The organism is Lentzea sp. NPDC004782 (assembly GCF_040609115.1).
Taxonomy (GTDB): domain Bacteria; phylum Actinomycetota; class Actinomycetes; order Mycobacteriales; family Pseudonocardiaceae; genus Lentzea.
The window spans coordinates 40,576-57,315 of sequence record NZ_JBEXJN010000059.1 but is presented as its reverse complement, the minus strand read 5'-3'; the positions used below and the strand labels follow the sequence as shown (position 1 = coordinate 57,315).

Annotated in this window: 12 protein-coding genes and 1 pseudogene; 7 read left to right on the top strand and 6 right to left on the bottom strand. The window is 65.1% G+C overall.

Features of this window, described 5'->3' with window-relative positions; translation table 11 throughout:
- Nucleotides 1-1,609 precede the first annotated feature (1,609 nt).
- Nucleotides 1,610-1,906, bottom strand: a complete 297-nt coding sequence (locus ABZV40_RS37635; RefSeq protein WP_355453110.1) for a hypothetical protein — start codon at nucleotides 1,904-1,906, stop codon at nucleotides 1,610-1,612.
- 153 nt (nucleotides 1,907-2,059) lie between these two features.
- Nucleotides 2,060-2,422 (bottom strand): beta/gamma crystallin domain-containing protein, encoded by a 363-nt coding sequence (locus tag ABZV40_RS37630; protein ID WP_355453107.1) that lies wholly within the window; start codon nucleotides 2,420-2,422, stop codon nucleotides 2,060-2,062.
- 958 nt (nucleotides 2,423-3,380) lie between these two features.
- Between ABZV40_RS37630 and ABZV40_RS37625 the strand changes: the two genes are divergently transcribed.
- Nucleotides 3,381-4,574 (top strand): PrpF domain-containing protein, encoded by a 1,194-nt coding sequence (locus tag ABZV40_RS37625; RefSeq protein ID WP_355453104.1) that lies wholly within the window; start codon nucleotides 3,381-3,383, stop codon nucleotides 4,572-4,574.
- Nucleotides 4,575-4,951: 377 nt separating this feature from the next.
- Entirely contained in the window at nucleotides 4,952-6,025 is a 1,074-nt protein-coding gene (locus tag ABZV40_RS37620; RefSeq protein WP_355453101.1) for an MFS transporter, read from the top strand.
- A 65-nt stretch (nucleotides 6,026-6,090) separates the two neighbouring features.
- Here the strand turns inward: ABZV40_RS37620 and ABZV40_RS37615 are convergent, their stop codons facing one another.
- The 4 genes and pseudogenes from ABZV40_RS37615 to ABZV40_RS37600 all read right to left on the bottom strand — a co-directional run.
- Nucleotides 6,091-6,888 (bottom strand): class I SAM-dependent methyltransferase, encoded by a 798-nt coding sequence (locus ABZV40_RS37615; RefSeq protein WP_355453098.1) that lies wholly within the window; start codon nucleotides 6,886-6,888, stop codon nucleotides 6,091-6,093.
- Nucleotides 6,889-7,021: 133 nt separating this feature from the next.
- A complete protein-coding gene (locus ABZV40_RS37610) occupies nucleotides 7,022-8,482 on the bottom strand; it encodes an NAD(P)/FAD-dependent oxidoreductase (protein ID WP_355453095.1) in 1,461 nt (486 codons plus the stop codon).
- Between the two features lie 14 nt (nucleotides 8,483-8,496).
- The gene (locus ABZV40_RS37605) at nucleotides 8,497-10,266 is read right to left on the bottom strand and encodes an FAD-dependent oxidoreductase (RefSeq protein WP_355453092.1); all 1,770 of its coding nucleotides are present in this window, start codon (nucleotides 10,264-10,266) and stop codon (nucleotides 8,497-8,499) included.
- A 277-nt stretch (nucleotides 10,267-10,543) separates the two neighbouring features.
- Nucleotides 10,544-10,727 (bottom strand): annotated as a pseudogene (locus ABZV40_RS37600) (transposase family protein); the annotation flags it as partial.
- A gap of 724 nt (nucleotides 10,728-11,451) precedes the next feature.
- On the opposite strand from ABZV40_RS37600, the gene ABZV40_RS37595 reads away from it, so the two are divergent.
- From ABZV40_RS37595 to ABZV40_RS37575, 5 genes are all read left to right on the top strand, one after another.
- Nucleotides 11,452-12,489: a thioesterase domain-containing protein gene (locus ABZV40_RS37595; RefSeq protein ID WP_355453089.1), complete on the top strand. Its 1,038-nt coding sequence runs from the start codon at nucleotides 11,452-11,454 to the stop codon at nucleotides 12,487-12,489.
- Between the two features lie 112 nt (nucleotides 12,490-12,601).
- Nucleotides 12,602-13,627, top strand: coding sequence for an aldo/keto reductase (locus ABZV40_RS37590; protein WP_355453086.1), 1,026 nt, complete (start codon nucleotides 12,602-12,604; stop codon nucleotides 13,625-13,627).
- 77 nt (nucleotides 13,628-13,704) lie between these two features.
- Nucleotides 13,705-13,998, top strand: a complete 294-nt coding sequence (locus ABZV40_RS37585) for a chorismate mutase (RefSeq protein WP_355453083.1) — start codon at nucleotides 13,705-13,707, stop codon at nucleotides 13,996-13,998.
- 583 nt (nucleotides 13,999-14,581) lie between these two features.
- A complete protein-coding gene (locus ABZV40_RS37580; RefSeq protein ID WP_355453080.1) occupies nucleotides 14,582-15,031 on the top strand; it encodes a cytochrome P450 in 450 nt (149 codons plus the stop codon).
- A gap of 282 nt (nucleotides 15,032-15,313) precedes the next feature.
- Nucleotides 15,314-16,144: a transposase family protein gene (locus ABZV40_RS37575; RefSeq protein WP_355453077.1), complete on the top strand. Its 831-nt coding sequence runs from the start codon at nucleotides 15,314-15,316 to the stop codon at nucleotides 16,142-16,144.
- Nucleotides 16,145-16,740 lie beyond the last annotated feature (596 nt).

Below are 16,740 nucleotides of genomic sequence, written 5' to 3'. Positions count from 1 at the left end.
CCCACTCCCGCAACACCACCCCCACCCCATCCCACCCCTCCGCCAACCCCCGCAACAACCCCGGCAACACCCTCGGCGCCAACCCCCCACCCAACAGCACCCACAAAAAATCCAACGAAGGATCAAGCTCAACACCCATCACCCCACCCCCCACAACAACAACCCGCCACCAGCACGCCAGCAAAAAAGGCTGGGTGCTCGGACAGCGCAGGTCATGAGGCTCCCTCTCGTGAGCGGTGCGATGGAAGACGTTGCCGAAACCAGGAAATTCTCCCGATACTTGCCGCACCACAATCGCACAGCACCCTCATCACGCCTCGCCTCTTGAGCCAGCCATGCAGGGAAGACTTCCCGAACTGACACAACTCTCCTCACGACACGGGCATGCCCCGTGAAGGTGAGCCAGGCGCCGGGACCCAGACGGGCAGATCCGCCACAAACTCACTGGTGAACGACGAGCAGCAGGTAACGTGACGAGTCGTCTCGGCTGGTCGAACCCGTAGTCACCATGAAATTCCATCCGACACGGGTAATTGCTCGGCGATCAATAACTCGGACGCCACCCCTGCCCTGCAGGCGCTGCTGGACCAGCACGCGGCCCGCCACGGGTCATCGGGGCACCCTCTCGCGACAACCAGGTCATCCGATCAGGAAGCCGGACCATGCCTTGAGACGCAACCGTTCAGTTCTCCGGGCAGGCCAACCCGTGTGACCAATCGACACCGCCAAAGCCCGCGTTCGCACGCACCTGTTTGCCGGGCTTGCTCTGCCCTGCGGCCGCGGTGTTCAGCTCGGCCGATGCCGCCGCAGATCACAGACGCGACGTGTCCGAGGTCGACGTCGCAGCGGGTGACTGCTCCAGACGACGACAGACCGCGGCGCGGACCTCCCAGCGCCCTGCAGGGGTGTCTTGATGTCGCCGTTCGCCGAGATATCCCGCGCCGGGGGATCGGACAAGACCGTCGTATAGACGCGCTGAGAGGAAAGAAGTCTGCGCGGTGAGGCTGTGCGAACCAACGATCGAGTGAAATGCGGAGGGACGGTGCGCCGGGTCCAGGTGCTGATTCGAGCTTCGGACCCGCTCGCCCGTGCGGGCGTCGCCGCGATGCTCGTGGACATGTCGAACATATCGGCGAGTGTTGATCTTCATGAAGGGCGCTTTCACCCACCTCAGGTGGACGAAGGACCCCTTCATAAAGATCAACTAGAGCTCCTGCGCCCTCAGATGTGCGCTACCACATCGGCGTCCACAAAATCGAAGTCAGTGTGTTATTGATCTGCACGCACTGAGTTGCCCATCTTTGGGCCTCTGGACCGGGATCGTGCGGGTCTTGGGCTCGCCTTCGCAGCCCAGGTCGGTCAGCGCCAAGGTGCCGTCGGTGATCACGGCCAGCAGCTCGGAATCGGCGCGGGCGGCGCTCCTGTCCTGCTAGCGGCCAGGCCGCACGCCGAAGTCCGCGGGGAACATCCGTCCGGGGTGGAGACGATCTGGATGTTCCCACCGTGATGGTCGTGTTGACCGCTCCAGCACAGGTCCACCTCTGCCGTGGGGTCGGGCGTGGAGATCCGGTCGGTGCGCATCAGCGTGCCGCCCACGATTCACATGCGATTACCCGGCCGTCTTGGCCGCCAGCAACGCCCCGCGCAGCGACGGCCTGCCAGCCGCGACACCCTCGTCCCGATAAGCGTACGCGGTGGACACGGCAATCACGTTGTCCCTCGCCAGGGCTGGCATCCGGGTGTCCTCCAGGAACCAGCGCAGCACCAGCACCGCCTGCTTGCGGGTTCCCAGCGCGCGGGTGCTCTTGCGGGTATCCCGTCGTCCCCGCTCGGCGCACAGCAGAGTGGACAGGAACAGGACGGTGCCCTCAGATGCGCCCAGGACAGCGATGTATGCAACGCTCATCGAGCGCGAACCCCTGCGAAGTTCATCTGCGAGAGGACCACTTCATACCGGGGTTCCGCGCCTTTTGCTGCACAGCTCCGGCGCGTCATCGGCCACTGGCGCACAACGTCACCGGCAGTTGCTCGGAAAGCTTCAACGAGGTTCAACCCAAGGTTACAAGATGATGATGTAATCGACGTATGGCGGGCGGTTCGGGAACGAAATATCGGTCCATCGGTCGATTCGCACGATCTCACCGTTGTAATCCCGATACACGATGTCGTTGTTCCCGGTGGAGATCCGGTCAACCCACAAGGCCTGCGCCGCTTTCCCTGCGTTCGCATAGCAACGCTCCTGCGGGCCGTAGCCATTACGGCCGTAGACGTGCAGAAAATCCGAACGGCCGCCACAGTCGACCATGTCGGCTGTGGCGGCCAGGTCGTCCGCGGAGGCACTACCAGCGGCGACCAGGAAAAAAGATGCGGCAACCGAGACGAGAAGCAGCAGATTGCCGATCTTACTCTTTGTTCTACGCATGATGTTCACCCCTCAGGGTCCGATTCATTAAATGTTGACCGAGAGGAAGTTAGGCCGCGAAGCATCCGATGTCCACCATGCACCACTCGACCAAGCCTTTTGGGGCACCCAAAACGACACCTTCACCCACTCTGGCCGACGAACGCCGACCCGCTGTTCACGGTCGCCGCCCACACCCTCGGCGTCTCCAGCCGCGCCATGATCGACGCGCTGATCGCCGGTGAGCGCGCCCCACACATCCTCACCGGGCACGCACAGGCACGGAGGCGAGCCAAGATCTGACCACCACGACCTCGGCCCCGCCCGCTTCCTCACCCGCGGCACCACCACCCCATCACCCACACACACCTCCGACTCGTCAGCCAACTCCAGCAACCCGGCTTCCGCGTCACTCCCCTTCACCGCGGGTCTGCTCTGACCCGCGCCTCGTTGCTCCACGGCGAAGACCTCCAGCGAGATCATCGCCACGGGTGGTCCCAGTACGAAGGGACACCCGGAGGAGGGCGAAAGGGCACACCCCAGCCCCTCGTCTGGTTCCCGGTCCGCCTACTCGGGATTCTTCGTTTTGGTCGCAGTCACCTGCCCGTCTGAACCGACGTGGTGGGGCTTCCCCGGTATGCGGGCACATCTGGAGGGGCCGTGAGGAAGTTCGTGTGGGAACGGCTCTGGGACTCGGCCATCCGCAACCGCCGCAACACCTGCCCTGGCGAGCGGCTGTTACTGCATCGGATACCGGTACCACAGCGAGGACGCGTGCGATACAGGCTGCGATCACCTGCCGCATGACCGCAGACACGACATCGGGCGCAACGTCTACGAGCTTGGGCGCGTAGAAATCTGGGTCGTTCCTCCTCCTGAACAGAGGCACCATGATCGTCTCTCGTGACCGGCTGATGACTCCTCTACGAACTGCGTTTCCCGAACAGAAAGAGATGAGCGCTTCCTCGCGCACACGGAGATGTCGCCGGCGCGAAAGCAGCTGCACTCTCGAGCGGAGATGGTCGTCGTGCGGCTTGCCCTGAGCAGTAGTCCCATTGCCTCCCAACGACGACTACTCCGGATTCCGGCGTCACTCGTTCGCGGCGGCACCAGCAAGTGCGTGATCTTCCGCGCCGAGGATCTCGCGGAGCTCGGAGTCGGACTGAACGACCTGCTGCTGTCCGCGTTCGGCTCGATCGACGAGAGCCAGGTCGACGGGATCGGAGGTGCCACGTCGACCACCTCCAAGGCCGCGATCGTCGCGCCATCCTCACGGTCCGATGTAGACGTCGAGTTTCTGTTCGCTCAGGTGGGCATCGGCAAGGAGGTCGTCGAGTACGGCAGCAACTGCGGCAACTGCGCCACCGCCGTTGGCCTCTACGCATTGCAGAACGGTCTGGTCACGCCTCGCGTGGGTACCACGATGGTGCGGATGCTCAACGTCAACACCGGTGCCCGGCTCACCGCGACCATCGACACCGAGGACGCCGTTGCACCTGGGTTCGGAGAGGCGGTCGTGCCCGGCTCGGCCAGCCGCACCGGCGTACCCGTGCGGCTCAGCTTCGTCGATCCTGTGGGCAGCACCTGCGGACAACTGCTGCCTTCCGGCCACGCGGTGGAATTGGTCGGCCCGGTCGAGGCGACCCTCATCGACGCAGGCGCGCCGGCGATGCTCGTCAACGCGCGCAGCCTGGACGTGAATCCGTTCCAGAACGGATTGCACGAGGTGGCCTCCGAGCTCGTCCTCCTGCGCCGTCAGGGTGCGGTACGCATGGGCTTGATGCCGCCGGGCGATGCCATTCCGAAGGTCGGGCTGGTGGCTCCTCCCATCCGCTACACGACCACCTCCGGCCACTCCGTGGAACCGCACTGCTACGACCTGTCCGTCCGCATGATGTCGATGTTCACACCGCACCCGGCGATCGGGCTGACTTCGGCCGTGGCGCTCGCCGCAGCGATGATCACGCCCGGCACGCTGGCCTCCTCGCTCGCCAGCCACCTGACCGGCCGGTCCCACCGCAGGGTCCGGCTGGGCACTGCGGCCGGAGTGGTCGAAATGAACACCCGCGTCGACGGGGCCGGCGTGTTGCGCGAAGTGATCTTCCACCGGGTGGCGCGGCACATCGCCTCGATGGAGCTGTTCGTGCCATGTGATGTCAGGCGTGCCTCGTGAGCCATGAGCGCAGCTCCGTCGTGCTGACGGTCTGCACTCTGAGCGTGCTCCTCATCGGCTTGGACGCAGGGCCCCGGCAAAGTCGTGTCCGGCTGGGCTGATGGCGTCTGCAAGGACTCCGTTGGCGAATCCTGACGGCGCGACGAGGCCTCTGATTCGAGGAAGCCGTGGAAACGCTCTCCTGTGCCGGCCGCACCAGGTTGGTTGCAGAAAAGTGCCGATGACATCGTCTTGGCTTCACCCCAACTACAGCCAACTTGCCTGTTCACGTCCATGAGAACGCGACCATCAGGGTGGCGAACCGGCTCCGGCCCTGCTTCCGGCAGACGGTCCCGAATCCGCCAAACCCAGCAGGGCGACATTGCCGGGGCCTGGGCTTGGACGCGACCGCTGTCGCTCTCACGTTGCCCGTGCTCCGGCGAGATCTCGACGTCCTCGCCACCGTGCTGCCGTGGGTGGCCAGCGCCTACGGGCTCGCATTGGCGAGTCTTCTCGTGCTGTTCGGGGGCTTGGCCGATCGACTGGGGCGACGGCGCGTCTTCCGGTTGGGGTTGCTCGTCTTCGCGGCTGGCGCGGCGACATGCTCCATCGCACCGGACCATCGGCTGCTCATCGCCGGCCGAGTGGTGCAGGGCATCGGAGCTTCGATGCTGACCCCCGTGTCCCTCTCGATCGTCTTGACCGTCTTCCCGACACCTGAGCAGCGGGCAGGCGCGCTTGGCGTGTGGGGGTCGGTGATGGGCACGAGCATGGCGTCCGGACCTCTTGTCAGCGGCGCGGTCGTACAAGCCTTCGGGTGGCACGCGGTGTTCTACGCGATCGCTGTGCTCACCGGCGCGGTGTTCGTCGCCGCCACTGTCGTGATCCCGGAGTCGACGGCGCCGCGGACCGGTCGAGTCGACCCGGTCGGCCACGTGGTGGTGGTCCTGCTGTTCTTCGCCCTGGTGCGGGCGGTCGCGGTGACCGGCACAGCCGGTCTGGTCTGGGCGTCGGTTGCCCTCGTGCTCGCCGGGGCGCTCGTCGGTCACGGCCTGCGCAGCCGGGACCCGTTCGTAGAACCCCGTCTGTTCCGCATCACCACTCTGTGGGTGTCAGCCCTCGCGGCAGTCGCGCTGTTCGTCGCTCTCGGAGGTTTCCTGCTGCGGACCGCAACGTACTGGCAGGACGTGCGTGGTCTGTCGGCGATGCCCGCCGGGTGGATGACCCTGCCGATGCCGTTGATGATCAACGCTGTTCGCCTGGCTCTCCCGGCAACTGCGGGGACTGCGCGGTGCCGGAGTCTGCCTGACGCTTGGTGCAGTGGCCACGCTCACGGCAGACCTGATGTCGTCCCGGCTGACCGGAAGCTCAACGACTTTCCACGCCATGGCAGGAGAGCTGTTGTTCGGTGCGGGGTTCGGCCTGGCCAACCCGATGATCACCAGGCTGGCCACCTGGCAGACCGGAAGTGACCGCGGCGGAATCGTCGCGGGCATCACGTCGACGTGCCGTCAGTTCGGCCTGGCGGTCGGTGCGATCACGATGTGAACGCGCGGATCACCGTCGTCGTCATGGGCAGGTCGAACTCACCGGACGCGGTGGCGGCCTGCCCGGCCAGGAAGGTGCGCAACGCGGTCGTCCTCCGTTGCCGCTCATCCGCTGTCGCCAGCAGCATCTGCGACTGCGTGCACACCATCGCGATCAGGGAGTCCACAGTGTACTGGTGTGGATTGGGGTACTGCCGGCGTTCGAATGCGGTGAACCGGGAGTGCCTCGGCAGCGAACCGGCTGGGTCCGACCAGTGACGGCTCACCGTCGTGGTGCGAGCGAGGGCGGCGAACTCAGCGACCCAGGGCACGCCGACATCGTCGTGGTTCCACAACGCCACCAGCGCACCGGACGGCCGGAGCACTCTCGCGATCTCCGTCAACGCCAGGTCGAAGTCGAACCAGTGCAGCGCCTGACCCACGAACACCGCGTCCACCGACCCGTCGCCGAGGGGTATCGTCTCGGCGGCCCCGTCCAGCACCGGCACCTGCGGCAACAGTCGCTCCAACTCGGCGCGCATGGACGGGTCCGGTTCGACCGCCGCGACGTCGGACGCCAGCGCGACCAGGGTTTCGGTCAACTTGCCGGTGCCCGCCCCGAGGTCGAGGATCCGGCCGGTGGCACCGCCCAGGCCCCAGCGCACGGCCTGGATCGGATAGGACGGACGAAGTTCGGCGTAAGCGCGTGCGTCGATACCGAAGGAAGACGCGCGCACCGCGAGGGGCATGCTGGTCGCGCGGCGTTCCTCAGCGGGGCTCTCGAAGACGTCGCGGCTGCTCGTGGTCAAGGTGAACTCCTCAGGTGCAGCTGCTTGCGAGCGTTGGCCGGATCATCGGCCGGCACCGGTCTGCATGCCGATGGCGCCGTGACGCGGAGGAAGAAGCCCGCGCGATCTCGACGAGGTGAAGCCGGCTGCGCGTTCATCCTTCGGAGATCAAACCGATCGGGAAGTGTTCGGGGACGGGGCGTCTGGTCTGCCGGCGGTATCGACCGGCTCGGTAGGGCCAGTTGTTGGTGATCTTGCCGGTGTCGGTCTTGTACCAGCTGTCGCAGCCCGCCTGCCACACGGTGGCCTCCAAGGCAGTTGCCAGTCCGTGCTGATAGCGCTGGTGAGCGTGCTGGGAGATCTCGATCTCACGGCGGCCGGTGCGTGCCATGGCTGTCAGGCAGTCGCGGATGTAGCGGGTCTGGGCTTCGATCATGAGGATGACGGAGTTGTTGCCGAGGTTGGTGTTGGGTCCGTAGAGCAGGAACAGGTTGGGATAGCCGGGGACGGTCATGCCCAGATGCGCGGCCGCTCCGTCGGCCCAGGTGTCTTCACGCAGCCGCCGGCCGTCGCGGCCGGTGATCGTCATGGGCGCGAGGAAGTCGGTGGCGGTGAAGCCGGTGCCGTGGATGAGGGTGTCGACACGGTGCTCACTGCCGTCGGCGGTGAGCACTCCGCTCGAGGTGAACCGCACGATCTTCTCGGTGACGAGGTCCACGTTCTTCCTGGCGAGTGCCGGGTAGTAGTCGTCGGAGATGAGGATGCGCTTGCAGCCCAACGGAAATCCGGGGGTGAGTTTCGCCCGCAGGTGCGGGTCCTGGATCTGGGTGCGCAGTTGGCGCTCGCACAGGTGCTCGACCAGTTTGCCGAGGCGGCCGCCTCGGATGGCGGAGTAGAGGACGGTCTCGCCGACCAGGTACCAGGCACCGCGGTAGCCGAGGCGCCCCAGTGCGGTGGTGAACAGGGCCCGGTGGCCTGGGCCGTAGCGATAGTCCCATTTCGGCATGACCCAGTTCGGGGATCGCTGGAACACGGTCAGGCTGCGGACCTTGCCGGCGATGGAGGGGATGAACTGGACTGCGCTGGGGCCGGTGCCGATCACACCGACGTCGCGGCCGGTGAGGTCGTGGTCGTGGTTCCAGCGGGCGGAGTGGAACGTGGTGCCGGTGAAGTCGGCCTGTCCCGGGTAGTCGGCGTACTTCGGCCGGTTGAGCTGTCCGACGGCCGGGACGAGGACGTGGGCGTCATGCTGCCGACCATCAGTGCTGTGCAGCACCCAGCGCTGGTTCACGGCGTCGTAGTGCGCGTCGATGATCTCGGTGCCGTACCGGATGTGTGATCTGATTCCGTAGCGGTCCGCGATGTCTTGCAGGTAGTGCAGTACTTCGGGTTGCCCCGGATACGCCCGGCTCCAGTCCCGCCAGGTTGCGAAGGAGTAGGAGTACAGGTACGACGGAACGTCGCAGCCCGCGCCGGGGTAGGTGTTGTCGCGCCACACCCCGCCGAGGTCGTCGGCCTTTTCGTAGACCGTGAAAGGAATACCGGCCTGTTTCAGCGTGATGGCCATGCACAGTCCGGAGAACCCGGCACCGATGATCGCGACCTGCTCAGGCATGTGCTCTCCTCGGTTCAGGATCGGGGCCAGTCGGGGGCGAGGAGGTCGAACTGGTTGGGCAGACCGAGGGTGTGGTCGATGTCGTCCTTGAACCAGAACGGCTGCATCTCCGGCGGCTCGAACAGAGTGGCGATCTTCGCCGGGCGTTCCGCGGAACCTGATGCGGCGAGAATGCCGTTGGCCGCGGCACGACCGGCTTCGTTGGCGCCTTCCATGGTGGCGAGGTTGACGTTGCTGCGGACGTAGTCCGCGGCGAGGAACAGGTTCGGCACCCTCGTGGTCGCTTCGGGCCGGTTCGCCCAGGAGGAAGGGGTGTTGATCAGCAGTGGTTCGTCGTTGGCGACGTTCGGGGTGCCCTGCCCGGTGATGGCGGGGTCGACCATCCAGGAGTGGATGATCGAATCGGGCAACACCGAGTTTCCGCCGGGGAGGGCTGCGCGGATCTGCGCCAGGACCTCGTCGACGATTTCCTGACGGGTGCACTGCTTGGCGGGTTTGCCGTAGAGGATGCCTGGGGTGTCCCAGTCGGACAGATCCACGGAGAGGCAGTCGGCGGCGGTGCCGTCTCCGTAGCGGTCGGCGAAACCCCGCTCCCAGAACTGGGCTTGACTGATCGAAGTCAGGGCCCACGGCTGTCCGACGTAGGCGACGTGGCCTCTGCAGATCGGTACCTCGCGCTTGGTGTAGATCATGACGCCGTTCATCCAGCTGGTGACCAGGTTGCGCAGGCGCCGCAAGCCCGGATCGGCCGTGAGGACGGCGTCGTCCAGCAACGGGATGGCCCGTTCGACGGGGACGGCGAGGACGAACCAGTCCGCCTCGATCTGCTCCGGCCCCGTCGGGCCGATCGCGGTGGCGCCGGTGATCCGGCCGCCGTCACAGGTCAGACCAGTGGCAGTCCAGCCGAGGTTGAACCGCACTCCCAGTTCCCGCAGATGGGTCAGCCACGGATCGATGAAGGCGTCGTTGGTCGGGGCGTTGAGCAACTGGTCCGGGGCGGTGTAACCGCCCCGCCTCAGCGTGCTGTGGATCGCGGCTTCCATCATCAGACCCATGGTGCGGGTGTTCGCCTGCCCCGCCTTGGCCGCGACCAGCCCCGTGGTCGGAAAGTCCACCAGCAACGCACGGCCGCTCGGCGACAGCGTGTCGGCTCGCATCCACCTGGCGAAGCTCGTGTTCTCCCACTGCTCCAACCGGCGTTTCGGACCACTGGTGAGGAACGTCAGCACCTTGCTGGCGATCAGGGCGGCGTCCTGTGGCGGTACCGAGCCCGCAGCCGTGAACGTCGCCATGAAGTACTCGCACAGGGCTTGCGGGGTGAAGTTGCTCGGCGCGGCCGGAGAGGTGGGTATGTAGAAGGCCTTGCCGTTCCAGGCACCCATGCCGCGGTCGGTGACCACCAGGTTGTCCCGTACCCCGTGCGGGTTCCCCGCCACCGGGATGCGGCTCATCGTGTCCGGAAGGTTCTGGTAGAAACCCGGGAAGAAGCGGAACCCGTGCTCACCGGGAAGATCGAGGCGACCGTCGCGGCCCGTGCCGGGCACCGGGATGCTGCGTGCCTTGCCGCCCCACGCCTTGCGCTCGTAGACGGTGACCTGGAAGCCCCGCTCGGCCAGCTCGTGTGCTGTGGTCAGCCCGCCGATCCCACCGCCGAGGACAGCGACCCGACGCCCCCCAGCCGTGCTGCTGTGCCCCGAAACCGGCACGGCCACGGCTTTTCCGATCGAGGTCGCCAGGCCGGTGGCCGCCGCCACGGCGCCGGCCACGAAAGTCCGGCGGGACATGTTCCTGGCTGGAACCTCCGCGGGGTGCATCTGTACCTCCTGTTTCATCCCACCGGCTCCGCCAGCGCGGCGGTACGGTCGGGCGACAGAGCTGTCACAGTGGCGATGAGCCAGCCGGTTACGCTACCGCCGCGAGTCCCTGACCCTGCCCCGCGAGGGCACACCACTTACCCCGACGTACCACGAACCTGCCCTTCCGCGCATATCGCTCTCAGCCTTGCGGGGATCCCGGTAGTCCGAAAAGCCCTGCGCCGACACAGCTCGGCGCCGATGCGCCCGCTGCGGACTCCGAGATCCCGAACAGCAGCGCGACCTGCCGGAACGTCAGATTCGTCTGGTAGTACACCGCCACCAGCAACCGCCAGCGGCAAACCCCACCGCCGGCCAGTGCCGGTCTGGTCACCACCCCGCCGGGCCACGACCCGCACGAGCTTGCGGAACACCCGCACCGACAAGCCCATGAACACCGGCACCCGCTCCGGCCGGTCCGCACCGATCACCTGATCCACACCAAGATCATCGATCACACCGAGACGCCGTCACGGGACAGACACGGGAGTGGGCGGCGTCGCGGCCCCACCTGTTCCCAAAGCGTCCCGGGGAGCGGGATGCCGGAGCTGACACGAATCCTCGTATCTGGCAGCCTCTGCTCCCGGAGTGGCGATGAGCGGCTCTGCACCAGTGCATCTCCAGGAGAACTCAACAGAGATTCGGTTGTCATGTTGTCGATCTGTTTCTGTCCGAGCCTGCGATCGGTTGACACCGATGTGGACCACGAGTGCCGACCCGCTCACACTCAAGGTCCTGCAGTTCACCTTGCACGGTTGGACTCCGTCGGCGGGCTCGTCCGCCCAGACCGGGTCGCAGACTTGATCGACATCGGAGGACGGGATGAGTCGTTCACGAGATCGAGTACGTCCTGCGCCCAAGACAGATCTACGTCCTGAGAGTCCCCGAGGACCGGCGGAGAGAGGGCCCTGCCTGTCCACCGACGACCGGCACGTCGCATTCGACACCACCGGACACCTTGCGCGGGCTGGCATGGCTGACCACAAGGCACCTGCAGAACCCGTCATGGTCGGGAACACCGGACCGGACCGGCCCGGCGGAATCTGCTGTGGACGGTCGACGGATCTGGCGACCGCACAGGACGTTGCACACCAAGGCGGTATGACCTCGTCAGACATGCTCTCGCTGGTGCGTGAGTGTGCGGCACGCGTCCTGGATGCCGAGGAGCTCATCGCGCCGGACATGACTTTCCGCGAATACGGGTTCGATTCCGCGGCATCCGAGCGGCTTCGTGACGAGATTGCTGAATGCATCAACTTGCGACTGCTGGCCAGCATCGCGTTCGACCATCCGACACCGAGGGAATTGGCACAGCACCTCACTGTCGTGGTCAACGGCGCGTTGCCCAGAGGCTTCGAACAGATTTACCGGCAGCTGTGCAGGAAGAATCCCGGCGCCGCCGAGGAGATGGTCCGTGCCGCGTCTGTGCTGCGTCCAGTGTTCACCGAGGCAGAGACGATCCCACCACGGACGATCAAGCTCGCGAGCGGACCAGGCCCGTTGGCGGTGATGTGCTTTTCGTCGATGCTCCCCATGACCACCCCGGCCAAGTTCACCGAGTTCGCGGAGGCTTTCGCCGGGTTTGCCGACGTCCACGGCATCGCACATCCCGGCTTCGCAGAAGGGCAGAGGGTACCCGCGGATGTGGATGCCCTGGTCGCTGCTCACATCGCCACGGTGACAGAACTGGTGAAAGACCGCCCCTACGTGTTGTGCGGGTACTCGTCCGGTGGCTGGATCGCACATCTGATCGCCGAGCGGCTCGGAGCGGGCTCCGCGGCTGTTCGCCGAGGTCTGAAAGGACTGGTGCTGCTCGACTCGTCGTGGCCCTCCACCAGGTTCGCCCCTGGGAAAGCCGGAAAGGCCCTCGCGGCGTCTGTGCGGAGAGAAGAGGCACGCGGTATCGACGAGGCCGGCATGACCCGGTTGACGGCCATGGGTGCGTACTTGCGTCTGCTCGACGGGTGGGCGCCCGCTCAGGTCGGCATTCCGGTGTTGCACGTCGCAGCAGAAGTCCACGGTGCCACGTGGCAGCTACCGCATGTGGCGGCGACGACGCCAGGCGGTCACCTCACCATGCTTCCGGCGGCCGGCCACGTGGTGGTGGCGTGGTTGCGGGATCTCGAGGCGCGAATCGGTTCTGGCGGAGGGTGACCCGGCCCGGCGGAGTCGCGTCTGGAACTTCTCTTGAGCTGCCGAGCGCAACGGGATGTTGGGAGAGTGATGTGCCGTGCAGTACGTCCGAGTCGGGAACAGCGGTCTCACCGTGTCGAGGATCGTGATGGGGGGCACGAATTTCGGGGATCCCGGCCGCGGGACCCACCCGTGGTCTTTGGGCCTCGATGAGGCCAGGCCGTTCTTCAGGCAGGCCATCGAGTGCGGTATCACGGCGTTCGACACCGCCAACGTGTACTCCTGCGGTGTCAGCGAGGAGATCATCGGGAAGCTGGTGCGCGAATTCTCCAAGCGCGACGAGGTGGTCATCGCGACCAAGGTGTTCGGCAGGATGGGCTCCGGCCCGAAGGACGGAGGCCTGTCACGAACCGCGATACTCACCCAGGTCGACGAGAGCCTGCGGCGCCTCGGCACGGACTACATCGATCTCTACCAGATACACAGATTCGATCCGCAGGTGACGATCGAGGAAACCATGGCCGCGCTTCACGACCTTGTGCGGGCGGGCAAGGTGCGCTACCTCGGCGCCTGCTCGATGTGGACGTGGCAGTTCGCCCAGATGCAGCACGCGGCCGACCTGAACGGCTGGACCAGGTTCGTGTCCATGCAGAACCACTACAACCTGCTCCAGCGCGAAGAAGAACGCGAAATGCTGCCCTTCTGCCGTTACCAGGGCGTCGGCGTCATCCCCTGGAGCCCGCTTGCACGAGGCCGACTGACGCGTGCTCCTGGCGCAGAGACCGAACGCAGTCGCATGGACGTGTCCGCCAGTCGCCTGTACGACAGGACAGCCACAGGCGACAAGGCGATCATCGACGCTGTCACCGCAGTCGCTGAAAGGCGCGGTGTCAGCCGAGCACAAGTGGCTCTTGCGTGGGTCATGCAACAGGAAGGGATCACCGCACCGATCGTCGGAACGACCAGACTGCACCACCTGACCGAAGCCGTCGCCGCCCTTGATCTCGAACTGAGCACAAGCGAGCAAGAACACCTCACCCAGCACTACACACCGCGCCCTGCTCTCGGCATTGCCTGGACCCGCTCAGGTGCCGCGTTCGGTACACGGTCCGAAATCAGTGGCATCCGGCGCGATGAACGGACCGGCCTGAACGCATGATCCCCGCGTCGGCAACCAAGAACACCATGCTGTGCGATACATGCAACACCGTTGTTATGACCGATCGAGGAGCGACAGTGACGGAAACCGTCGAAGTTGCGTCGACCACGGAGCGAGACGTAAACGAATCAATGATCAACGATCTGCAGCAGCAGATCGACAAGACCGATGCCGAGATCATTCAGCTCATCCGGATGCGTGCCGATCTTTCGAAGCGGATCGGCACCGCGAGACAAACCACGGGCTGCCCCAAGTTCGCCTACAGTCGTGAGCTGGCCCTGCTGGCGCGCTACCGCCCTCTTGGTGAGGCCGGCGTTCAACTCGGATTGTTGTTGCTGCGCCTTGAACGTGGCATCCTCGCTCAACCGTAGACCTGCCGCAGCTGAGCAGCCAGATGACGGCCCCAGCTGAAGGCACTGTGGCACAAGATTCGTCCGTGAGGTTCAGGATTACATCCCGGCGGCTCATCCATTCACCGGAGAGGCCACCCAATCGAGCATCAAGGGAGCCTTTTCATCCTGCGGTGGCCTTGTAGGACGTGGATGATTTTGGCCACTCGGCCGACGCGGCGGGGACCAGGCCGGGTGCGAAGCTCAGGTCTGATGTGACAACGGCGGCACGGCACGGCAGGACAACACGTGAAGCCCTGGCATCCACACAACGATCTTGAGCGAAAGCTCTGGATACCAGTGACTTCACCACATCCAGCCACTGACACGCCGATGCTCACCGAGCTGTTGTTCCGCAAGAAACATCCAGCCCAGGATGGCAAGGCTCAGCCCAGTCCGACAGCGTGCTTGCGGTGTTGCACCGCAAGAAGCACGCGAAAGGGCAAACCCAATTGCCCAACCGACTCCATTTCCCCGAGACTCGGCGGCAAACGTTGTAGAATTTAGAAATACCCATTCTCGACGAAGAGAAAACATATCGACTCTCAATGATCGAGGAGGCCAGGTGCACGGCGACGGAACTTGCGGCACGACCAGTCGCGAACAAGCAGCACCTCCTGAGCCGACCCTGCCACCTCAGCTCCAGTCGTTACTGATGGCGTTCTTCCCTGAAAAGTTTCCCACTTGGCTAAATCGGAAGCACGGCCCGACCTGGTCGATGCGAACAGGGGTTCACGGGAAGAATTTGGTCGCACTGGCGAACAACGAGCACATTCGCCAGGTCTTCACCACGAAACCCGAGAAGATGTACGACGGGGAGGCCAACGCCATCTTCGAGCCGCCGATGGGCTCATCATCTCTGATGCTCATGGAAACCGCTCGACATGCACACACCCGTCAGATCTCGCTGCGGCAGACCAGCAGAGAAAAACTGCGATCTTATCGATCCACAATCACCGCAATCATTTCCGACGAGGTGGAGCGTTGGGGCAACCACTCCAACTGTTGGAGCTGACCGAGAAACTGTACCTCGAGGTGAGCTTCAAGATTCTGTTCGGCGATGTTGCACCGACTGCCGAGACCCTCTCAAGAAGAACGTAGAGTTCTTGTCCAACGTCACACCGACGATACTGAGGTGATCTCACCAACGGAGATTCCAGCGCTGAAGGCCTGACGATGTTCGGTGGAATGCTCGCGCAGGCGCTTCGACGCGCTGCGGGGCCTGGGAGCAGAAGGACGGGGAGCTCCTGGTAGGACTGGATTTGCGAAGATCAAGTCCGAACGCCAGAGGCTCCCCGTGATCACCTATCGTGCCACACTCGACGTGCCCCGCGAACTGGCCCAGTACCTCGGGCGCCTACTGCGCGCCGAACGCCGTGACCGCGGCACTCGCACCGGCACCAGAGCGCTGACCTGCTTCCGGCACGCGGTGTTCGCCCTGTGCTGGTTCCGGGAGAACCGCGACATCACGGCGCTGGCGCGCGACCACGGCATCTCCCGCGCCACCGGCTACCGCTACCTCGACGAGGTCATCACCGTGCTCGCCGATCAAGCCCCGGACCTGCACGAAGCATTACGGCAAGCCCATCGGGAAGGTCTGGCCCACGTCATTCTCGACGGCAAGATCTTCTCCGCCGATCGTCTCGCCGAGAAGACCACCAGCGCGAAAGGCGAGCAGATCAACCTGTGGTACTCCGGCAAAGTGCACGAGCCCGGCGGCAACATCCAGGCGCTGCTGTCACCGGACGGTTTCCCGTTGCAGGTAAGCGATGTCGAGCCCGGTTCGGTGCACGACCTGACCGCGGCCCGCGAACATGTGCTGGGAGCCCTGTACTGGGCCTACTCCCAGCTCGACCTGTCCACCCTGGCCGACAACGGCTACGACGGGGCGGGCATCGGGGTGTTCACGCCGGTCAAGCAGCCCACCAACGGCCAGACCCTCGACCCGGACACCCGCACTTACAACGCCCTGCTCCGCGGCCTGCGCTGCCTCGGCGAACGAGGCTTCGCCCTGCTCACCGGACGCTGGCGCGCCCTGCAGCACTTCACCGCCAGCCCCCGCAAGATCGGCCACATCGTCAAAGCCGCACTCGTACTCACCCATTTCGAACACGGCCGACTCACCTGAAACTCGTTGAGATCACCTCACTGGCAGGCTACTTCTTCCCTGCACTGCAGCGAATCGACCCGTGGCGGAAATATGTGGAAACCCGTGACAATGTTTCTGAGCGAGGTTTTGCGGCGTTATGACGTGTCTGCCGTCGGCCGGTATCCAGCCGGTTCCCGTCGGCACGGCATCACCAGGGTGCCGTCGCGAGGTAAACCTGTACTGCTGGATCACAGGTAGCGAGCTCTTCATGTAGCGGCGACTTCGTAGTTCCGCAGACGTGATCATGCACGTGCTGGTCTCGTGGTAGTTGCTCTCGCTCAGGGCGGTCAGCCCTCGCGCGGGCAGGCGAGGGTGCGACGCGAGGCGGCTCCTGCCGCACCCACAGGTCTACAGGCCGAGAGCGGTCGGCCTGTCACGACCGCGTACCTCTGCACACCAATGCGTCCAGACCAGGATGAACACGACTCACCCGCCATCGGCTCGCCGGTGACGACATCGACGTCCATGCCGAGTACCGGCACCGGCGGCCGTCCGCGTGCGACACCTGCGTCCAGTGAACCGTCGGTTGTTCTTTCGAACGGATCGGAGACCGGCTATTCCACTCGGTGGAACAC

Excerpts from the sequence above, each read along its gene's own strand:
- ABZV40_RS37635 (WP_355453110.1), bottom strand. The coding sequence starts at position 1,906 with ATGAGCGTTGCATACATCGCTGTCCTGGGCGCATCTGAGGGCACCGTC.
- ABZV40_RS37630 (WP_355453107.1), bottom strand. The coding sequence starts at position 2,422 with ATGCGTAGAACAAAGAGTAAGATCGGCAATCTGCTGCTTCTCGTCTCG.
- ABZV40_RS37625 (WP_355453104.1), top strand. The coding sequence starts at position 3,381 with ATGTCGCCGGCGCGAAAGCAGCTGCACTCTCGAGCGGAGATGGTCGTC.
- ABZV40_RS37610 (WP_355453095.1), bottom strand. The coding sequence starts at position 8,482 with ATGCCTGAGCAGGTCGCGATCATCGGTGCCGGGTTCTCCGGACTGTGC.
- ABZV40_RS37605 (WP_355453092.1), bottom strand. The coding sequence starts at position 10,266 with ATGTCCCGCCGGACTTTCGTGGCCGGCGCCGTGGCGGCGGCCACCGGC.
- ABZV40_RS37595 (WP_355453089.1), top strand. The coding sequence starts at position 11,452 with ATGCTCTCGCTGGTGCGTGAGTGTGCGGCACGCGTCCTGGATGCCGAG.